Consider the following 15,027-nt stretch of genomic DNA (forward strand, 5'->3'; position numbering starts at 1 on the left):
TTCTGCACAATGCAGCGATGTCGGCTAGCCGTACGAAAGCCTGGAAAGGGTATTACGAAGAACAAAGAACTCGGGGGTTCAGCACCACTCAGGCGCTAGTGATGCTGGCTCGCAAGCTTGCTCGGGTGGTATTCGCCTTGCTGAAAGGGCAAAGCGAATATCAGCCAAAAGCCAGTTGAGGACTTTCCCTCAACCATAGAATCTCCCACAGTGGTCCGGTGTATGCAGATCCAATGTGGGAGCGAGCCTGCTCGCGATGACGGCCTGTCAGGCACCGAAAATCTAAACCTTCGCACTTACCTCACTGCGATTGACCAACGCTTCCAGCGCATCACTCAAGCTAGGCGCCTTGTCGCCGATCAGCAAATGCCAGATGCCGCCTTCCAACTGGCTGACACCCTGGCAACCCAACGCTTTCAAATCACATTCCGACAACGCCTTGCCATTGGCCAGTTGCAGCCGGATGCGGGTCATGGCCACGCAGTCGAGTTGCAGCACATTGTCGCCACCGCCCAGGGCATTGAGCCATTGCTGCGCCTCGGGTGCCGCCACGGCGGCAGGTAGCGGTGCGTCGATTTCTACCGCCGGTGAGGACACGATGGCCCGGCCCAGCGCCGGCATCGCCAGGCGAATCTCATCGGCAATCGCGTCGGCCATTGGTCCGACCACCACCTGCAAACTTCCGCCCTTGCCCGGACGCACCACAGCCATGGCGCCGAGCGCTTTCAAATCGGTATCCGAGGCCTTGTTGCGATCCACCATGTCCAGGCGCAAGCGGGTGGTGCAGGCGCCGACAGTGATCAGGTTTTCGGCACCGCCCAGGGCCTTGATGTAAGCCCCGGCGCGTTCATTGTCGGCCACTGCAACCTGCGGGGTGGCAGTGCTGGTTTCGCGGCCTGGTGTCTTCAGGTCGAAGCGGCGGATACAGAAATCAAACACCACGTAATAGATCACCGCATAGGCCAGGCCCACCGGGAACACCAGCCAGCCGTTGGTGGACTTGCCCCAGCCAAGAATCATGTCGATGAAGCCGCCGGAGAAGGTGAACCCCAAGTGAATGTTCAGCGCATTGGTGATGGCCATCGACAAACCGGTCAACAACGCATGCAGCAGAAACAGCAACGGTGCGAGGAACATGAAGGCGAATTCGATCGGCTCGGTGACGCCGGTCAGGAACGCGGTCAGGGCCATCGACAGGAAGATCCCACCCATCACCTTGCGCCGTTCCGGCAGGGCGTTGCGGTACATCGCCAGGCAGGCGGCGGGCAGGCCGAAGATCATCATCGGGAACATGCCGGTCATGAACTGGCCGCCTTTCGGGTCGCCGGCGAAGTAGCGCGACAGGTCGCCAGTCACCAGCGCGCCGGTGGTGGGGTCGGTGAAATTGCCGAACACGAACCACGCCATGTTGTTGAGGATGTGGTGCAGGCCGGTGACGATCAGCAGGCGGTTGAACACGCCGAAGACGAACGCGCCGAAGCTGCCGCTTTCCATCATCAGCGTGCCGAAGCTGTTGATGCCGTGCTGGATCGGCGGCCAGATGTAGCCGAACACCACGCCCAGGCCTACAGCAGCAAACCCGGTGACAATCGGCACAAAACGCCGGCCCCCGAAGAACGCCAGGTACTCCGGCAACTTGATGTCCTTGAAGCGGTTGTACAGCGCGCCGGCCATCAAACCGCTGACGATCCCGGCAAGCATGCCCATGTTGATGCTCGGGTCGAGCACCTTGAGGGTGGAGATCATCACCAGGTAGCCGATCACCCCGGCGAGCCCCGCCGTACCGTTGTTGTCCCGGGCGAAACCGACCGCGATGCCGATGGCGAAGATCATCGCCAGGTTGGCGAAAATCACCTGGCCGGCGTCGTGGATGATCGCGATATTCAGCAGGTCGGTATCGCCCAGGCGCAGCAGCAGGCCGGCAATCGGCAGGATCGCGATCGGCAGCATCAGCGCGCGGCCGAGGCGTTGCAGGCCTTCGATGAAAAGTTGGTACATGGCGGTTCTCCGTGGATTCTTGTTGTTCTTTAGCTCAGAGGCCAATGCTGGTGGCAGGCGTGACGTACCGCGCTGGCACTGCTCAGCTTGAGCAGGCCCTGGCTGATGCGCCGGCATTCGCTGGCGTCGAGATGACGCACGCGATCCTTGATTTCACCGACTTGTACCGGGCTCACCGACAGTTCACTGACCCCCAGGCCGATCAACACTGGCGTGGCCAGCGGATCGGACGCCAGTGCGCCGCACACGCCCACCCAACGGTTGTGCTGCGCCGCACCGGCGCAGGTCTGGGCGACCAACCGCAGCAATGCCGGGTGCAGCGCATCGACGCGGGCGGCGAGCCCGGCGTGATCGCGGTCCATCGCCAGGGTGTATTGCGACAGGTCGTTGGTGCCGATGGACAGGAAGTCCGCGTGCTCGGCCAGTTGCTCGGCCAGCAGCGCGGCGGCCGGAACCTCGATCATCACCCCCAGCTCCGGGCGTTGCGCCAGGCCGAGTTCACCGCACAAGGCGTCGAGGCGCTGGCGGATGTGCAGCAGTTCATCGACTTCGGTGATCATTGGCAGCAGGATCCGGCAGCGTGACAAGGGGCGGATGTGCAGCAGCGCGCGCAGTTGCTGGTCGAGCAGTTCAGGGCGAACCTGAGCCAGGCGAATGCCGCGCAGGCCGAGCACCGGATTGGCCTCGGCGGGCAGTGGCAGGTAGTCCAGTTGCTTGTCGCCGCCGACGTCGATGGTGCGGATGATCACCGACTTGTCGCCCATGGCATCGAGCACCGCTTGATAGGCGTGGTGTTGTTCCTGTTCGTTCGGGGCGGTGTGGCGGTCGACGAAGAGAAACTCGGTGCGCAGCAAGCCGACACCGTCGGCGCCATTGGCCAATGCGTCTGCTGCTTCCGTGCTGGACGCCACGTTGGCGGCGACTTCAATGCGCAGGCCGTCGGTGGTCAGCGCGGGTGTGTGCGCCTGGGCCTGCTGTTCGGCCCGGCGTTGTTGCTGTTGCTGTTGCAGCTGGCGCACGTCGGTCAGGCGCTGTGTGCCGGGTGTCAGTTCGAGGCGGCCGCCGTCGGCGTCCAGCACCACCGCTTGGCCCTGTTGCTGATCGAGCAGCGACGAGCCCAGTGCGACCATGCACGGCAGGCCTTTGCCCCGGGCCAGAATCGCCACGTGGGAGGTCGCGCCACCTTCGGCCATGCACAGCCCGGCGACGCCTTGCTGGCTCAGTTGCAGCAAATCCGATGGCGTCAGTTCATGGGCCGCGACGATGGCGCCGGCCGGCACGTCGTAATGCCAGGTATCGCCGAGCAATGCGCGCAGCGCCCGTTGCTTGAGGTCGCGCAGGTCGTTGGCGCGTTCGGCCAGCAGCGTGCTGCCGGTTTGCTGGAGGACTTCGCATTGCGCGTCGATGGCCTGGCTCCAGGCGTGGGTCGCGGCCGTGCCCTGGGCGACGCTTTGACTGGCGGCGTCCACTAGAGCCGGGTCTTCGAGCAGTGCCAGGTGTGCGGCGAAAATCGCCTCTTCAGCGGTGTCCTTGTGTTTTTTCGCCAGGGTCAGTGTGTGTTCGATTTCACTGCGCACCTGGCTCAGTGCCGCGTCCAGCACTTGCTGTTGTTGCTGCGGATCATGATGGCCGGCATCCACCGGCAGGCTGATCGCATTCAGGCGAAACAACGGCCCGCCGACCAGACCGGGCGCCGCGCAGACGCCGTGCAACACGCCGGCTTCGGCAGTGCGATTGCGTTGGGCAATCGTGGCTGGCGCGGCGGCGTGGTGGTCTTCGGCCAGGGCTGTGGATAACGCGGTCAACAAGGCTTGCAGTGCGGCTTCGGCATCCGGGCCCTGGCAACTGACCTGGACCTCCGCCTGTTCGCCGATGGCCAGCCCCATCAGGCCGATCAGGCTGTCGCAGGTGGCCGACTTGCCGGCGAAATGCAGCTGCGATTTGCTTTTGAACCCTTGCGCGGTCTGACGGATCAACGCGGCCGGCCGTGCGTGCAGGCCGCCACGGTGAGCAATGCGCACCTGACCGACAATCTCGACGCCGGCAAACTCGGTTTCGACCTGTGCGCTCGACGTCTGTCGACGAATGATGTGCAGCAGCGGCTCGCCGACCTTTACCGACTTGAGGGTGATGGGCCGTGCCTGAAAGTCCTGGCTGTTGGTGAGGATCAGCAGGCTGACCAGGCTTTTGCACTGTTGCGCGACCTTGTCCAGGTCGTAGCGCAGCAGCGGTTGGCCGTTGGCGACACGCGCGCCTTCCTTGACCAGCATCGAGAAGCCCTGGCCTTGCAGCTCGACGGTGTCGAGGCCCAGATGCAGGAGCAATTCCGCGCCATTGTCGGCACGCAGGGTCACGGCGTGGCCGGTGCGGGCGACATGCACCACCACGCCGGCGCAGGGAGCGTGAAGCGTGTCGTTGAGCGGATCGATGGCAATGCCGTCACCCATGGCGCCGCTGGCGAACACCGGGTCCGGGACTTTGGCGAGCGTGAGCACCGGGCCGCTGAGCGGGGCGCTTAAGGTCAGCTCTTTATTGTTGTTATGCATGGGCTCGGTCTCATAAAAAGTTCAGATCAGCTCGCCCTCTGTAGGAGCGAGCCTGCTCGCGAAGAACCCGAGAACAACGCGTGCATTCAGGAAGAACGCGTCATCGTTGACGTCCATCGCGAGCAGGCTCGCTCCTACAGGGTGATTGCCTTTAGTGCGTACGAGTGACTTTGCTCAGGTGCCGCGGCTGGTCCGGGTCCATGCCACGGGCCACGGCCAGGCCGGCGGCCATCACGTAGAAACTCTGGATCGCCAGAATCGGGTCGAGGGCCGGGTGTTCGGCGCGGGTCAGGGTCAGGTCGCGTTCAAGCACGTCATCCGGCGCGGCCAGCAGGACCCGGGCGCCGCGTTGGCGCATGTCGGCGGCCAGGCTCAGCAAACCGGCCTGTTCGGCACCCCGTGGGGCAAACACCAGCAACGGGTAGTTGTCGCCGATCAAGGCCATCGGGCCGTGACGGACTTCGGCGCTGCTGAAGGCTTCGGCCTGGATCGCCGAAGTCTCCTTGAACTTGAGCGCCGCTTCCTGGGCGATGGCGAAACCGGCGCCACGGCCGATCACCATCAATTGCTGGCAATCGCGCAAGGCGTCGATGGCCGGGCTCCAGTCCTGTTGCGCGGCGTGGCGCAGGCCTTCGGGCAAGGCACGACCGGCTTCGAGCAATTCGGCGTCTTCTTTCCAGTGGCCAATCAGTCGCGCGCTGGCGCTGAGGGTGGCGATGAAGCTCTTGGTCGCGGCGACGCTGCTTTCGGTGCCGGCACACAGCGGCAGGCTGAATTCGCAGGCGGCTTCCAGCGGCGACTCTTCGGCGTTGACCATCGAAATACTCAGGGCGCCGCGCTTGCGCAACAGGCGCAGACTGTTGACCAGGTCCGGGCTTTGCCCCGATTGGGAAAAGGCGAATGCCACCTGGCCACTGACCTTCAACGGCGCCTGCTGCATGGTCACCACTGACATCGGCAACGAGGCCACCGGAAAACCCAGCAGTTGCATGGTCAGGTAGGCGAAGTAGCTGGCGGCGTGGTCGGAGCTGCCGCGCGCGACGGTCATCACCACTTGCGGCGGCTGACGACGCAGGCGCCCGGCGATCTCGATCATCTGTGGGTCGAGTGTTTGCAACTGGGCCTGCACGGCTTCGAACGAGGACAGCGCCTCTTCAAGCATTTTTGAAGTCAATGTCTTCTCCTTCGACCATGACAGCGGTCAGTTTCAGTGAGCGATCCAGCCGCACGCAGTCGGCCCAGGCGCCCGGTTGCAGGCGCCCGCGTTCGGTGATGCCGAGGTAATCGGCGGGGAATTGCGACAGGCGCTGCGAAGCTTCGGCGATGGGCAGGCCGATCTTCACCAGGTTGCGCAGGGCCTGATCCATGGTCAGGGTGCTGCCGGCCAGGGTGCCGTCGGGCAGGCGCACGCCGCCCAGGCATTTGGTCACGGTGTGGCTGCCGAGCTTGTATTCACCGTCGGGCATGCCGGCGGCGGCGGTCGAGTCGGTGACGCAGTACAGGCACGGAATCGAGCGCAGAGCCACGCGGATGGCGCCGGGGTGCACGTGCAGCAAGTCCGGAATCAGTTCGGCGTATTTGGCGTGGGCCAGGGCTGCGCCGACGATCCCCGGCTCCCGGTGATGCAGCGGGCTCATGGCGTTGTAGAGGTGAGTGAAACTGCTGGCGCCGGCCTCCAGCGCGGCCACGCCTTCCTCGTAACTGCCCAGGGTGTGGCCGATCTGCATACGCACGCCACGGCCGCTCAGGTCGCGGATCAAGGCGTCGTGACCGGCGATTTCCGGGGCGATGGTGATCACCCGGATCGGTGCGAGCGCCAGGTACGCTTCGACTTCGGCCATCAGCGCGGTGTGGGCGAAGTTGGGTTGCGCGCCGAGTTTGCCGGGGTTGATGTAGGGGCCTTCGAGGTGCACGCCGAGTACCCGGGCGCAGCCTTGGGGGCGCTGCTCACAGAATTCGCCGACGGCCTTGAGCACGCTGGAGATTTCTTCGCTCGGTGCGGTCATGGTGGTGGCCAGCAGCGACGTGGTGCCGAAGCGCACGTGGGTTCGGGTGATGGTTTCGAAAGCGGGCGCGCCTTCCATGATGTCTTTGCCGCCGCCGCCGTGAACGTGCAGGTCGATGAAGCCCGGTAGCAGGTACGGCAGGTCGTTGTCCGCCGGATCGCAGGGCTGGCCTTCGATCGACACGACCTTGCCGTGCTCATGAACCAGTCGGCCGCGAACCCAGCCGTGGGGGGTGAGGATGTTGTCTTCGGACATGTCGGGATCTCGGTGTTTAGCGACGCAGCTCTTTATCTACGGAGCTCTTTATCTTCGAAGCTCTTTATCTACGAAGCTCTGCGACAAAGTCGTAGTAGTCGTTACGGCAATAGGTGTCGGTGACTTCGATGGGCGTGTTGTCTTCCAGGTAGCCGACCCGGGTCATCAGCAACATGGCGGTGCCGGGGGGGATGCCCACCAGTGCGGCGAACTCGTCCGAGGCGTTGATCGCCTGGATGTGCTGCAGGGCGCGGACCACCGGCTTGCCGATGCCGTCGAGGAATTCGTAGAGGGAGTCACCGACTATTTGCGGCTTGGGAATGATCGAGGCGGGCAGGGTGCTCATCTCGATGGCCATCACCGTGTCGTCGGCCTTGCGCAGGCGTTTGAGGCGCGCAACCTTGTCGTTGGGCGACAGACCGAGGCGGATCAGCTCTTCATGGGTCGGCAGGGTGATTTCCCGCTCCAGCCATTGCGAGCCGGGCACGAACCCCTTGAGGCGGAGCATTTCACTGAAGCCGGAAAGGCGCGACAACGGTTGTTCGAGGCGCGGCGTGATGAAGGTGCCGGAGCCCTGGTTGCGGCGGATCAGGCCTTGTTCGAACAACACTTCCAAGGCCTTGCGGGCGGTGACGCGGGAGATGCCCAGCGTCTCGCTCAGATTGCGTTCCGATGGCATCGCCTGCTCGGCTTTCCACTGGCCGGCGTGGATCGCGGCTTCCAGGTTACGTGCCAGTTGCAGGTACAACGGCGTGGGTTGGGTATCGTCGGGGCGCAGGGCCTGGAGATCGTTCATGGCGGTTGTCCGGGGCGGATATTGGAATGTTTTTGCCCGTGAATGGGCGAAAATTAATACCACTTGAATACCATGTCAACGCCAGAGCTTTGCTGTTTGTGTAAGGAAACCTGCCTTGTCGGCTGGTTGGAGTGGGGGGTGGTTTGAAGTGGTATTAGATGGGCGGATTTTGAAGGCAAAGATCGCAGCCTGCGACAGCGCCTGCAGTGCGAAATGGTATTCACGCTGCAGGCGCTGCCGAAGGCTGCGATCTTTTGAATTTATTTTTCGATGGCGACCAACGGTCGTGGGGGGATTACGGGCGGATTTCGATCATCGTGCCGTCCGGCACCAGGTTCCAGACTTCGCGCATGTCCATGTTACGCATGGCGATGCAGCCGTCGGTCCAGTCCAGGGTGTGGAACAGGTCTTCGGGGGTGTCTTCGCTGTCCGGGGTGCCGTGGATCATGATCATGCCGCCGGGCTCGACGCCCTCACGACGGGCACGGGCAGAGTCGCTGATGTTCGGGTAGGAAATGTGCATCGCCAGGTTGAAGCGATCGCTGATCTTGCGCCAGTCGACCCAGTAGAAGCCTTCCGGGGTGCGCTTGTCGCCTTCCATCAGCTTGGGCCCCTTGGGACGCTTGCCCAGGGAAATGCGATAGGTCTTGAGCGGCTTGCCGTCATTGATCAATTGCAATTGATGGGAAGACTTGAGAATCAGGATCTTCTCGATGACCTTGCCGTCCAGGGTTTCCACGGCAGAAGCCTGGGACACCGTGACGAACGACAAACAGAACAGGGCAAGCAACCAGCGCATTGAAACGATTCCCCAGGAGGTGTCGCGACTATTTATGTATAGAAGTTTTTGCAGGAGCTGCCGCAGGCTCGTGCCGCGTTCGGGCGGTCTTTCGGCGCCTTTGAGTGATGCCGGGATGACATCAGATAATGGCAGACTGAGCAAGTGGCGGGATCGATTCAGACCGAACGGGATAGACCTCGGTCCGCCGGTCAGCGAAGAAGCATTCTAAGGTACGGCCCACCGTGCGGAAAGCCAGCTCATCCCATGGAATGTCCGCTTCGTCGAATAGTTGCACTTCCAGGCTCTCGGGGCCGGCTGAAAAGTCCAGGTCCGCCAGTTCTGCACGGAAGAACACATGCACCTGGCTGATGTGCGGCACGTCGATCAGGGTATAGATGCTCAGGTTGCGCACCCGGGCGCAGGCTTCCTCGGCGGTTTCGCGAATGGCGGCCTGTTCGATGGTCTCGCCGTTCTCCATGAAACCGGCGGGCAGGGTCCAGTACCCGCGACGTGGCTCGATGGCCCGTCGGCACAACAACACCCTGGTGCCCCAGGTCGCCACGCAGCCGGCGACGATGTTGGGGTTCTGGTAGTGAATGGCCTGACAACTGTCGCAGACAAAACGCAGGCGCGAATCGCCTTCGGGAATGCGCTGGGTCACCGGGTTACCGCACTGGCTGCAAAATTTCATGCTGGGGTTCCTGAATGCTGCGCCTATCTTGGCGTGCGGCAGTGCCGGTCGGCAAGTTGTCGTTTCGCGACATGGGGCGGTTGCGGGGGTTGGGCGGCCGCAGCGATTGGTGCATGATGCCGGGTAAGGCACAGATCGAGAACACTCATGCTGGATGAGCTACTGCATCGGGTTAGTCACCACACACCACGCACACTGGAGACCGACCGTCGTTTTCCCGAGGCCGCGGTGCTGGTGCCCATCACCCGCAGTGACGAGCCCGAGCTGGTGTTGACCCTGCGTGCCAGCGGCCTGTCGACCCATGGCGGCGAAGTCGCCTTCCCGGGCGGGCGCCGTGACCCCGAAGACCCCGACCTGATTTTCACCGCCCTGCGTGAAGCCGAAGAAGAGATCGGCCTGCCGCCTGGGCTGGTCGAGGTGATCGGCCCGCTCAGCCCGCTGATCAGCCTGCATGGCATCAAGGTCACGCCCTATGTCGGGGTGATCCCGGACTTTGTCGAATACCGGGCCAACGATGCCGAGATCGCCGCGGTGTTCAGTGTGCCCCTTGAGTTCTTCCGCAAAGACCCTCGCGAACATACCCATCGCATCGATTATCAGGGCCGCAGCTGGTACGTGCCGAGCTATCGCTTTGGCGAATACAAGATCTGGGGCCTGACGGCGATCATGATCGTCGAGTTGATCAACCTGCTGTATGACGCCAAAATCAGCCTGCATCAGCCTCCCAAAAGCTTTATCAATATCTGAAGCCATCGTTCGAATGGCCTGAATCCTGGTTTTGCTGACAAAAGCCCGCCTGAGCCTTGAGGAATACCACAATGAAATACCGCCTGGGCGACGCCCGCGTCGAAACCCATCCACAGAGCTGGGTCGCACCCAATGCCGTGCTGGTGGGCAAGGTCAAGCTGGAAGAGGGCGCCAACGTCTGGTTCAACGCCGTATTGCGCGGCGACAACGAGTTGATCCTGATCGGCAAAAACAGCAACGTCCAGGACGGCACCGTGATGCACACCGACATGGGCTACCCGCTGACCATCGGCACCGGCGTGACCATCGGCCACAACGCCATGCTCCACGGCTGCACTGTCGGCGACTACAGTCTGATCGGCATCAACGCGGTGATTCTCAATGGCGCGAAGATCGGCAAGAACTGCATCATCGGCGCCAATTCGCTGATCGGCGAAGGCAAGGAAATTCCGGACGGATCGCTGGTCATGGGCTCGCCCGGCAAAGTGGTGCGCGAGTTGACCGAGCCGCAAATCAGGATGCTGGAGGCCAGCGCTGCTCACTATGTACACAACTCGCAGCGTTATGCCCGCGACCTGGCCGAGCAGGAAGAATGACCGCCACTGAACGCCCGGTTGCATCGCCCTGCGTGAACATTTGTGCACTGGATGACGATGACATCTGCACCGGTTGCCAGCGCACGGTGGAGGAGATTACCCGCTGGAGCCGCATGGACAACGACGAGCGGCGCAAGGTGCTGGGGTTGTGTCATGAGCGGGCCAAGGCCAGTGGGTTGATCTGGATGATCGGGGCAAAACCGCGGTTGTAGGAGCGAGCTTGCTCCGGGCGGCGTTCCGACGATGGACCCGCGAACGCCGCGGGGTGTCAGGTTTGCCGCGTTATCGTTCACGACCATCGCGAGCAAGCTCGCTCCTACATGAAGTATTCTGTGCGGCAAATTGACAGGTACTTTCCCGCCCATGCTCTTCCTGATCGCCTACATCAGCAGCGTCGTGCTGATCAACTACGCCTTTTCCACCGCCCCCCACCTGGACATCATCTGGTCGGCCTGGGGCGGGCTGGTGTTTGTGTTGCGCGACATGGTGCAAGCCCGGTTCGGGCATGGCGCCCTCGCGGCGATGCTGGTGGCGCTGGTGTTGTCCTATGTCACCTCCGATCCGTCCATCGCCCTGGCCAGCGCCACGGCGTTCGCGGTTTCCGAGTGCATCGACTGGCTGGTGTTCAGCATCACCAGGCGCCCGCTGCACGACCGCCTGTGGATAAGTTCGGCCCTGAGCATTCCCCTCGACACCTTTATCTTTTTCGGCATGATCGACGCCCTGACGCCGGGGGTGATCCTCACCGCCCTGGGTTCGAAATTCGCCGGGGTCACCGCCGTGTGGCTGATCATGGCCTGGCGCCTGCGCAAACAGGCTGTCGTCGGCTGAAGTTCATGTAAAATGCCGCGCTTTCTCCCCATGGGAAGCGCGCATGGCGACGCGTCCCTCGATGATCCGCTCCTTGAGGACCTTCAGATGACCCGTATCGGAACCCCATTGTCGCCGACCGCGACCCGCGTATTGATGTGTGGCTGTGGCGAGTTGGGCAAGGAAGTGGTGATCGAGCTGCAACGCCTGGGCGTTGAAGTGATCGCTGTGGACCGTTACGCCAACGCGCCGGCCATGCAGGTGGCGCACCGCAGCCATGTGATCAACATGCTCGACGGTGCCGCCCTGCGCGCCGTGATCGAAGCCGAGAAGCCGCATTTCATCGTGCCGGAAATCGAAGCCATCGCTACCGCGACCCTGGTGGAACTGGAAGCCGAAGGTTTCACCGTGATCCCGACCGCCCGCGCCGCGCAATTGACCATGAACCGCGAAGGCATCCGTCGCCTGGCCGCTGAAGAGCTGGACCTGCCAACCTCGCCGTACCACTTCGCCGACACCTTCGAGGACTACAGCAAGGCCGTCGAGGACCTCGGTTTCCCATGCGTGGTCAAGCCGGTCATGAGTTCCTCGGGCAAGGGCCAGAGCCTGCTGCGCAGCGTCGATGACGTGCAGAAAGCCTGGGACTACGCCCAGGAAGGTGGCCGCGCCGGCAAAGGTCGGGTGATCATCGAGGGCTTCATCGATTTCGACTACGAAATCACCCTGCTGACCGTGCGCCACGTCGGCGGCACCACCTTCTGCGCACCGGTCGGCCATCGTCAGGAGAAGGGCGACTATCAGGAATCCTGGCAGCCCCAAGCCATGAGCCCGATTGCCCTGGCTGAGTCCGAGCGTGTTGCCAAAGCGGTGACCGAAGCCTTGGGTGGCCGTGGTCTGTTCGGCGTCGAGCTGTTCATCAAGGGCGATCAAGTGTGGTTCAGCGAAGTCTCGCCGCGTCCGCACGACACCGGCCTGGTGACCCTGATCTCCCAGGACCTGTCGCAGTTCGCCCTGCATGCACGGGCCATTCTCGGTCTGCCGATCCCGTTGATCCGTCAGTTCGCGCCATCGGCTTCGGCGGTGATTCTGGTGGAGGGACAGTCGACCCAGACCGCTTTCGCCAACCTGGGCGCTGCCTTGAGCGAGCCGGATACCGCGCTGCGCCTGTTCGGCAAGCCGGAAGTCAACGGCCAGCGCCGCATGGGCGTGGCCCTGGCTCGCGACGAATCGATCGAAGCCGCCCGCGCCAAGGCAACCCGCGCTTCCCAGGCGGTTGTCGTAGAACTGTAAAAACAGCTATGGCGGGCCTATACCTTCTATAGGCATCGCGCCATTGCTTTACCTGTAGGAGCGAGCCTGCTCGCGATGGACTCAAGAACACCGCGGGGAACCAGACTCCCCGCATTATCGTTAACGTCCATCGCGAGCAGGCTCGCTCCTACAGGTCATTTATCAATGTTCCAGGCCTGTACCCCCATGAATTCGCAAAGCATCATCGTCCCGAAAATCTCCACCCTGCCGGTGCACGAACCCCGGGCCCGGGCCGTCGTGCGCTGGCTGGTGCGCAAGAACATCATCCAGGAAGAACTGACCACTTGCGGCCGCACCGGCAATCGCATGGCCCACGCCATCGCCGACGGTGCCCGCGCAGTGGTCCTGCACCCGGAGGCCCTGCCATTCGGCGAAGCGGTCAATGGCCTGGAGATCATCACCAAGCGTTGCATCTATACGCCAGCCAAGGGATTCCTTGAAGAGGCAGGCTGCGCCGAGTGCCGCAAGGAAATCGGTGAAGCCCTGTTCGAAAGCCTGGAAGACTGGATGCCGGGGCGCACCGACAACTTCACCTGCCCCGAATGCGGGCATGAAGACGACATCAACGGCTTCCTGTTCCTGCAGGAATGCGGCTTCTCCAACCTGGGTTTCATCTTCAACAACTGGGCCGAAGCCGGGTTCAAGCAGAGCTTTATCGATGAATTCGCCGATTGGCTGGATCAGCCTGTCAGTTGGGTGAAAGTCGAACTCTGATGACCCTGTAGGAGCGAGCCCGCTCGCGATGAACTCAAGAACACCGCGGGGAACCAGAATGTTCGCGTTATGGTTCACGACCATCGCGAGCGAGCTCGCTCCTACAGAAAAGCAGCAATATCATCCCGTACATCAGTAAAGCCAATAATAGACAGAGTTTTACATTGAACCCGAGGGGGTGTCTGACTATAATGGCGCGCTTCCATTTTCCCGCTCGGGAGCCCCCGCGATGCTGCGTATCAGCCAAGAAGCTCTGACATTCGACGACATTCTCCTAGTGCCCGGTTATTCCGAGGTGCTTCCTAACGAAGTCAGTCTCAAGACCCGCCTTACCCGTGGCATCGAGCTGAATATTCCACTGGTCTCCGCCGCCATGGACACCGTCACTGAAGCCCGTCTGGCAATCGCCATGGCTCAGGAAGGTGGTATCGGTATCATCCACAAGAACATGACCATCGAGCAGCAAGCTGCCGAAGTGCGCAAGGTCAAGCGTTACGAAGCCGGTGTGGTCAAGGACCCGATCACCATCGTCGCCGACGCCACCGTGCGCGAGTTGTTCGAACTGACCCGCATGCACAACATCTCCGGCGTTCCGGTGCTGCACAATGGCGACCTGGTCGGCATTGTCACCTCCCGTGACGTGCGTTTCGAGAACCGTCTGGAAGCCACCGTCCGTGAAGTGATGACGCCTAAAGAGCGTCTGGTCACGGTCAAGGAAGGCGCCGACAAGAACGATGTGCGTGAACTGCTGCACAAGCACCGCATCGAGCGCGTGCTGATCGTCGACGACAAATTCGTCCTCAAAGGCATGATGACCGTCAACGACATCGAAAAAGCCAAGGCTTACCCGCTGGCCAGCAAGGACGATCAAGGTCGTCTGCGCGTCGGCGCTGCAGTCGGCACCGGTAAAGACACCGGTGACCGCGTTGCCGCCCTGGTTGCTGCCGGCGTTGACGTGGTGGTGGTAGACACCGCTCACGGTCACTCCAAGGGCGTGATCGACCGCGTTCGCTGGGTCAAGCAGAACTTCCCTGAAGTGCAGGTGATCGGCGGCAACATCGCCACCGGCGCTGCCGCCAAGGCCCTGGCCGAAGCGGGCGCTGACGCCGTCAAGGTCGGTATCGGCCCTGGCTCGATCTGCACCACCCGTATCGTCGCCGGTGTCGGCGTGCCGCAAATCAGTGCCATCGCCAACGTAGCCGCTGCACTCGAAGGCACTGGCGTACCGTTGATCGCCGACGGCGGCATCCGTTTCTCCGGTGACCTGTCCAAGGCCATCGTGGCCGGTGCTTCCTGCGTGATGATGGGCTCGATGTTCGCCGGTACCGAAGAAGCGCCGGGCGAGATCGAACTGTTCCAGGGTCGTTCGTACAAGGCTTATCGCGGCATGGGTTCGCTGGGCGCCATGTCCCAGGCTCAAGGTTCCTCCGACCGTTATTTCCAGGACTCCTCGGCAGGCGCCGAGAAGCTGGTTCCGGAAGGCATCGAAGGGCGTGTTCCGTACAAGGGCACCCTGAGCGCGATCATCCACCAGTTGATGGGCGGCCTGCGTTCCTCGATGGGCTACACCGGCAGCGCCGACATCGAAGAGATGCGCACCAAGCCTGAGTTCGTGCGGATCACCGGCGCCGGCATGGCCGAATCCCACGTTCACGACGTGCAGATCACTAAGGAAGCGCCAAACTACCGCGTAGGTTGAGCCTTCAAGCAACACGCTAAGCAACCGGGGCTGTTTTATTCAGCCCCGAGTTGTTTCTGAATCACGACTGTTTCCGA

15 protein-coding genes and 1 pseudogene are annotated in these 15,027 nt (G+C 62.4%); 9 read left to right on the plus strand and 7 right to left on the minus strand.

Annotation, left to right across the window (positions count from 1 at the left end):
• Window positions 1-179 (plus strand): annotated as a pseudogene (locus tag BSF44_RS30640) (IS110 family transposase); the annotation flags it as partial.
• A 103-nt stretch (window positions 180-282) separates the two neighbouring features.
• Here BSF44_RS30640 and nagE read toward each other — a convergent pair.
• From nagE to BSF44_RS08180, 7 genes are all read right to left on the minus strand, one after another.
• Window positions 283-1,998, minus strand: coding sequence for an N-acetylglucosamine-specific PTS transporter subunit IIBC (nagE, locus tag BSF44_RS08150; protein WP_095943058.1), 1,716 nt, complete (start codon window positions 1,996-1,998; stop codon window positions 283-285).
• A 29-nt stretch (window positions 1,999-2,027) separates the two neighbouring features.
• Window positions 2,028-4,544, minus strand: a complete 2,517-nt coding sequence (ptsP, locus tag BSF44_RS08155) for a phosphoenolpyruvate--protein phosphotransferase (RefSeq protein ID WP_095943059.1) — start codon at window positions 4,542-4,544, stop codon at window positions 2,028-2,030.
• 151 nt (window positions 4,545-4,695) lie between these two features.
• Window positions 4,696-5,718 (minus strand): SIS domain-containing protein, encoded by a 1,023-nt coding sequence (locus BSF44_RS08160; RefSeq protein WP_095943060.1) that lies wholly within the window; start codon window positions 5,716-5,718, stop codon window positions 4,696-4,698.
• Window positions 5,699-6,805, minus strand: a complete 1,107-nt coding sequence (gene nagA, locus BSF44_RS08165; protein ID WP_095943061.1) for an N-acetylglucosamine-6-phosphate deacetylase — start codon at window positions 6,803-6,805, stop codon at window positions 5,699-5,701. The genes BSF44_RS08160 and nagA overlap by 20 nt, the downstream gene beginning before the upstream one ends.
• Window positions 6,806-6,869: 64 nt before the next feature.
• Window positions 6,870-7,601 (minus strand): GntR family transcriptional regulator, encoded by a 732-nt coding sequence (locus BSF44_RS08170; RefSeq protein WP_095943062.1) that lies wholly within the window; start codon window positions 7,599-7,601, stop codon window positions 6,870-6,872.
• A 295-nt stretch (window positions 7,602-7,896) separates the two neighbouring features.
• Complete coding sequence (locus tag BSF44_RS08175; protein ID WP_007982819.1) at window positions 7,897-8,400, minus strand: murein L,D-transpeptidase family protein; 504 nt, start codon at window positions 8,398-8,400, stop codon at window positions 7,897-7,899.
• Window positions 8,401-8,521: 121 nt separating this feature from the next.
• The gene (locus BSF44_RS08180) at window positions 8,522-9,073 is read right to left on the minus strand and encodes an NUDIX hydrolase (RefSeq protein ID WP_095943063.1); all 552 of its coding nucleotides are present in this window, start codon (window positions 9,071-9,073) and stop codon (window positions 8,522-8,524) included.
• Between the two features lie 14 nt (window positions 9,074-9,087).
• Here BSF44_RS08180 and BSF44_RS30300 point away from each other — a divergent pair, with 14 nt between their 5' ends.
• The 8 genes from BSF44_RS30300 to guaB all read left to right on the plus strand — a co-directional run bounded on the left by BSF44_RS30300 (window position 9,088) and on the right by guaB (window position 14,950).
• Window positions 9,088-9,231, plus strand: a complete 144-nt coding sequence (locus tag BSF44_RS30300; RefSeq protein ID WP_172435319.1) for a hypothetical protein — start codon at window positions 9,088-9,090, stop codon at window positions 9,229-9,231.
• Complete coding sequence (locus BSF44_RS08185; RefSeq protein WP_095943064.1) at window positions 9,221-9,820, plus strand: CoA pyrophosphatase; 600 nt, start codon at window positions 9,221-9,223, stop codon at window positions 9,818-9,820. Before BSF44_RS30300 ends, BSF44_RS08185 begins: the two co-directional genes overlap by 11 nt.
• Before the next feature lie 71 nt (window positions 9,821-9,891).
• Window positions 9,892-10,416, plus strand: coding sequence for a gamma carbonic anhydrase family protein (locus BSF44_RS08190; RefSeq protein WP_057716270.1), 525 nt, complete (start codon window positions 9,892-9,894; stop codon window positions 10,414-10,416).
• Window positions 10,413-10,628, plus strand: coding sequence for a DUF1289 domain-containing protein (locus BSF44_RS08195; protein ID WP_095943065.1), 216 nt, complete (start codon window positions 10,413-10,415; stop codon window positions 10,626-10,628). The genes BSF44_RS08190 and BSF44_RS08195 overlap by 4 nt, the downstream gene beginning before the upstream one ends.
• Before the next feature lie 151 nt (window positions 10,629-10,779).
• On the plus strand, window positions 10,780-11,247 hold the full coding sequence (locus BSF44_RS08200; RefSeq protein WP_095943066.1) for a VUT family protein: 468 nt from the start codon (window positions 10,780-10,782) through the stop codon (window positions 11,245-11,247).
• Between the two features lie 87 nt (window positions 11,248-11,334).
• Window positions 11,335-12,516, plus strand: a complete 1,182-nt coding sequence (gene purT, locus BSF44_RS08205; RefSeq protein ID WP_095943067.1) for a formate-dependent phosphoribosylglycinamide formyltransferase — start codon at window positions 11,335-11,337, stop codon at window positions 12,514-12,516.
• Between the two features lie 186 nt (window positions 12,517-12,702).
• A complete protein-coding gene (locus BSF44_RS08210; protein ID WP_095943068.1) occupies window positions 12,703-13,251 on the plus strand; it encodes a sugar ABC transporter ATPase in 549 nt (182 codons plus the stop codon).
• A gap of 229 nt (window positions 13,252-13,480) precedes the next feature.
• Window positions 13,481-14,950 carry an IMP dehydrogenase gene (gene guaB / locus BSF44_RS08215; protein WP_095943069.1) on the plus strand — a complete coding sequence of 490 codons (1,470 nt, stop codon included), beginning with the start codon at window positions 13,481-13,483 and terminating at the stop codon, window positions 14,948-14,950.
• Window positions 14,951-15,027 lie beyond the last annotated feature (77 nt).

Origin of the sequence: Pseudomonas sp. ACN8 (genome assembly GCF_002303925.1) — a bacterium.
Taxonomy (GTDB): Bacteria; Pseudomonadota; Gammaproteobacteria; order Pseudomonadales; family Pseudomonadaceae; genus Aquipseudomonas.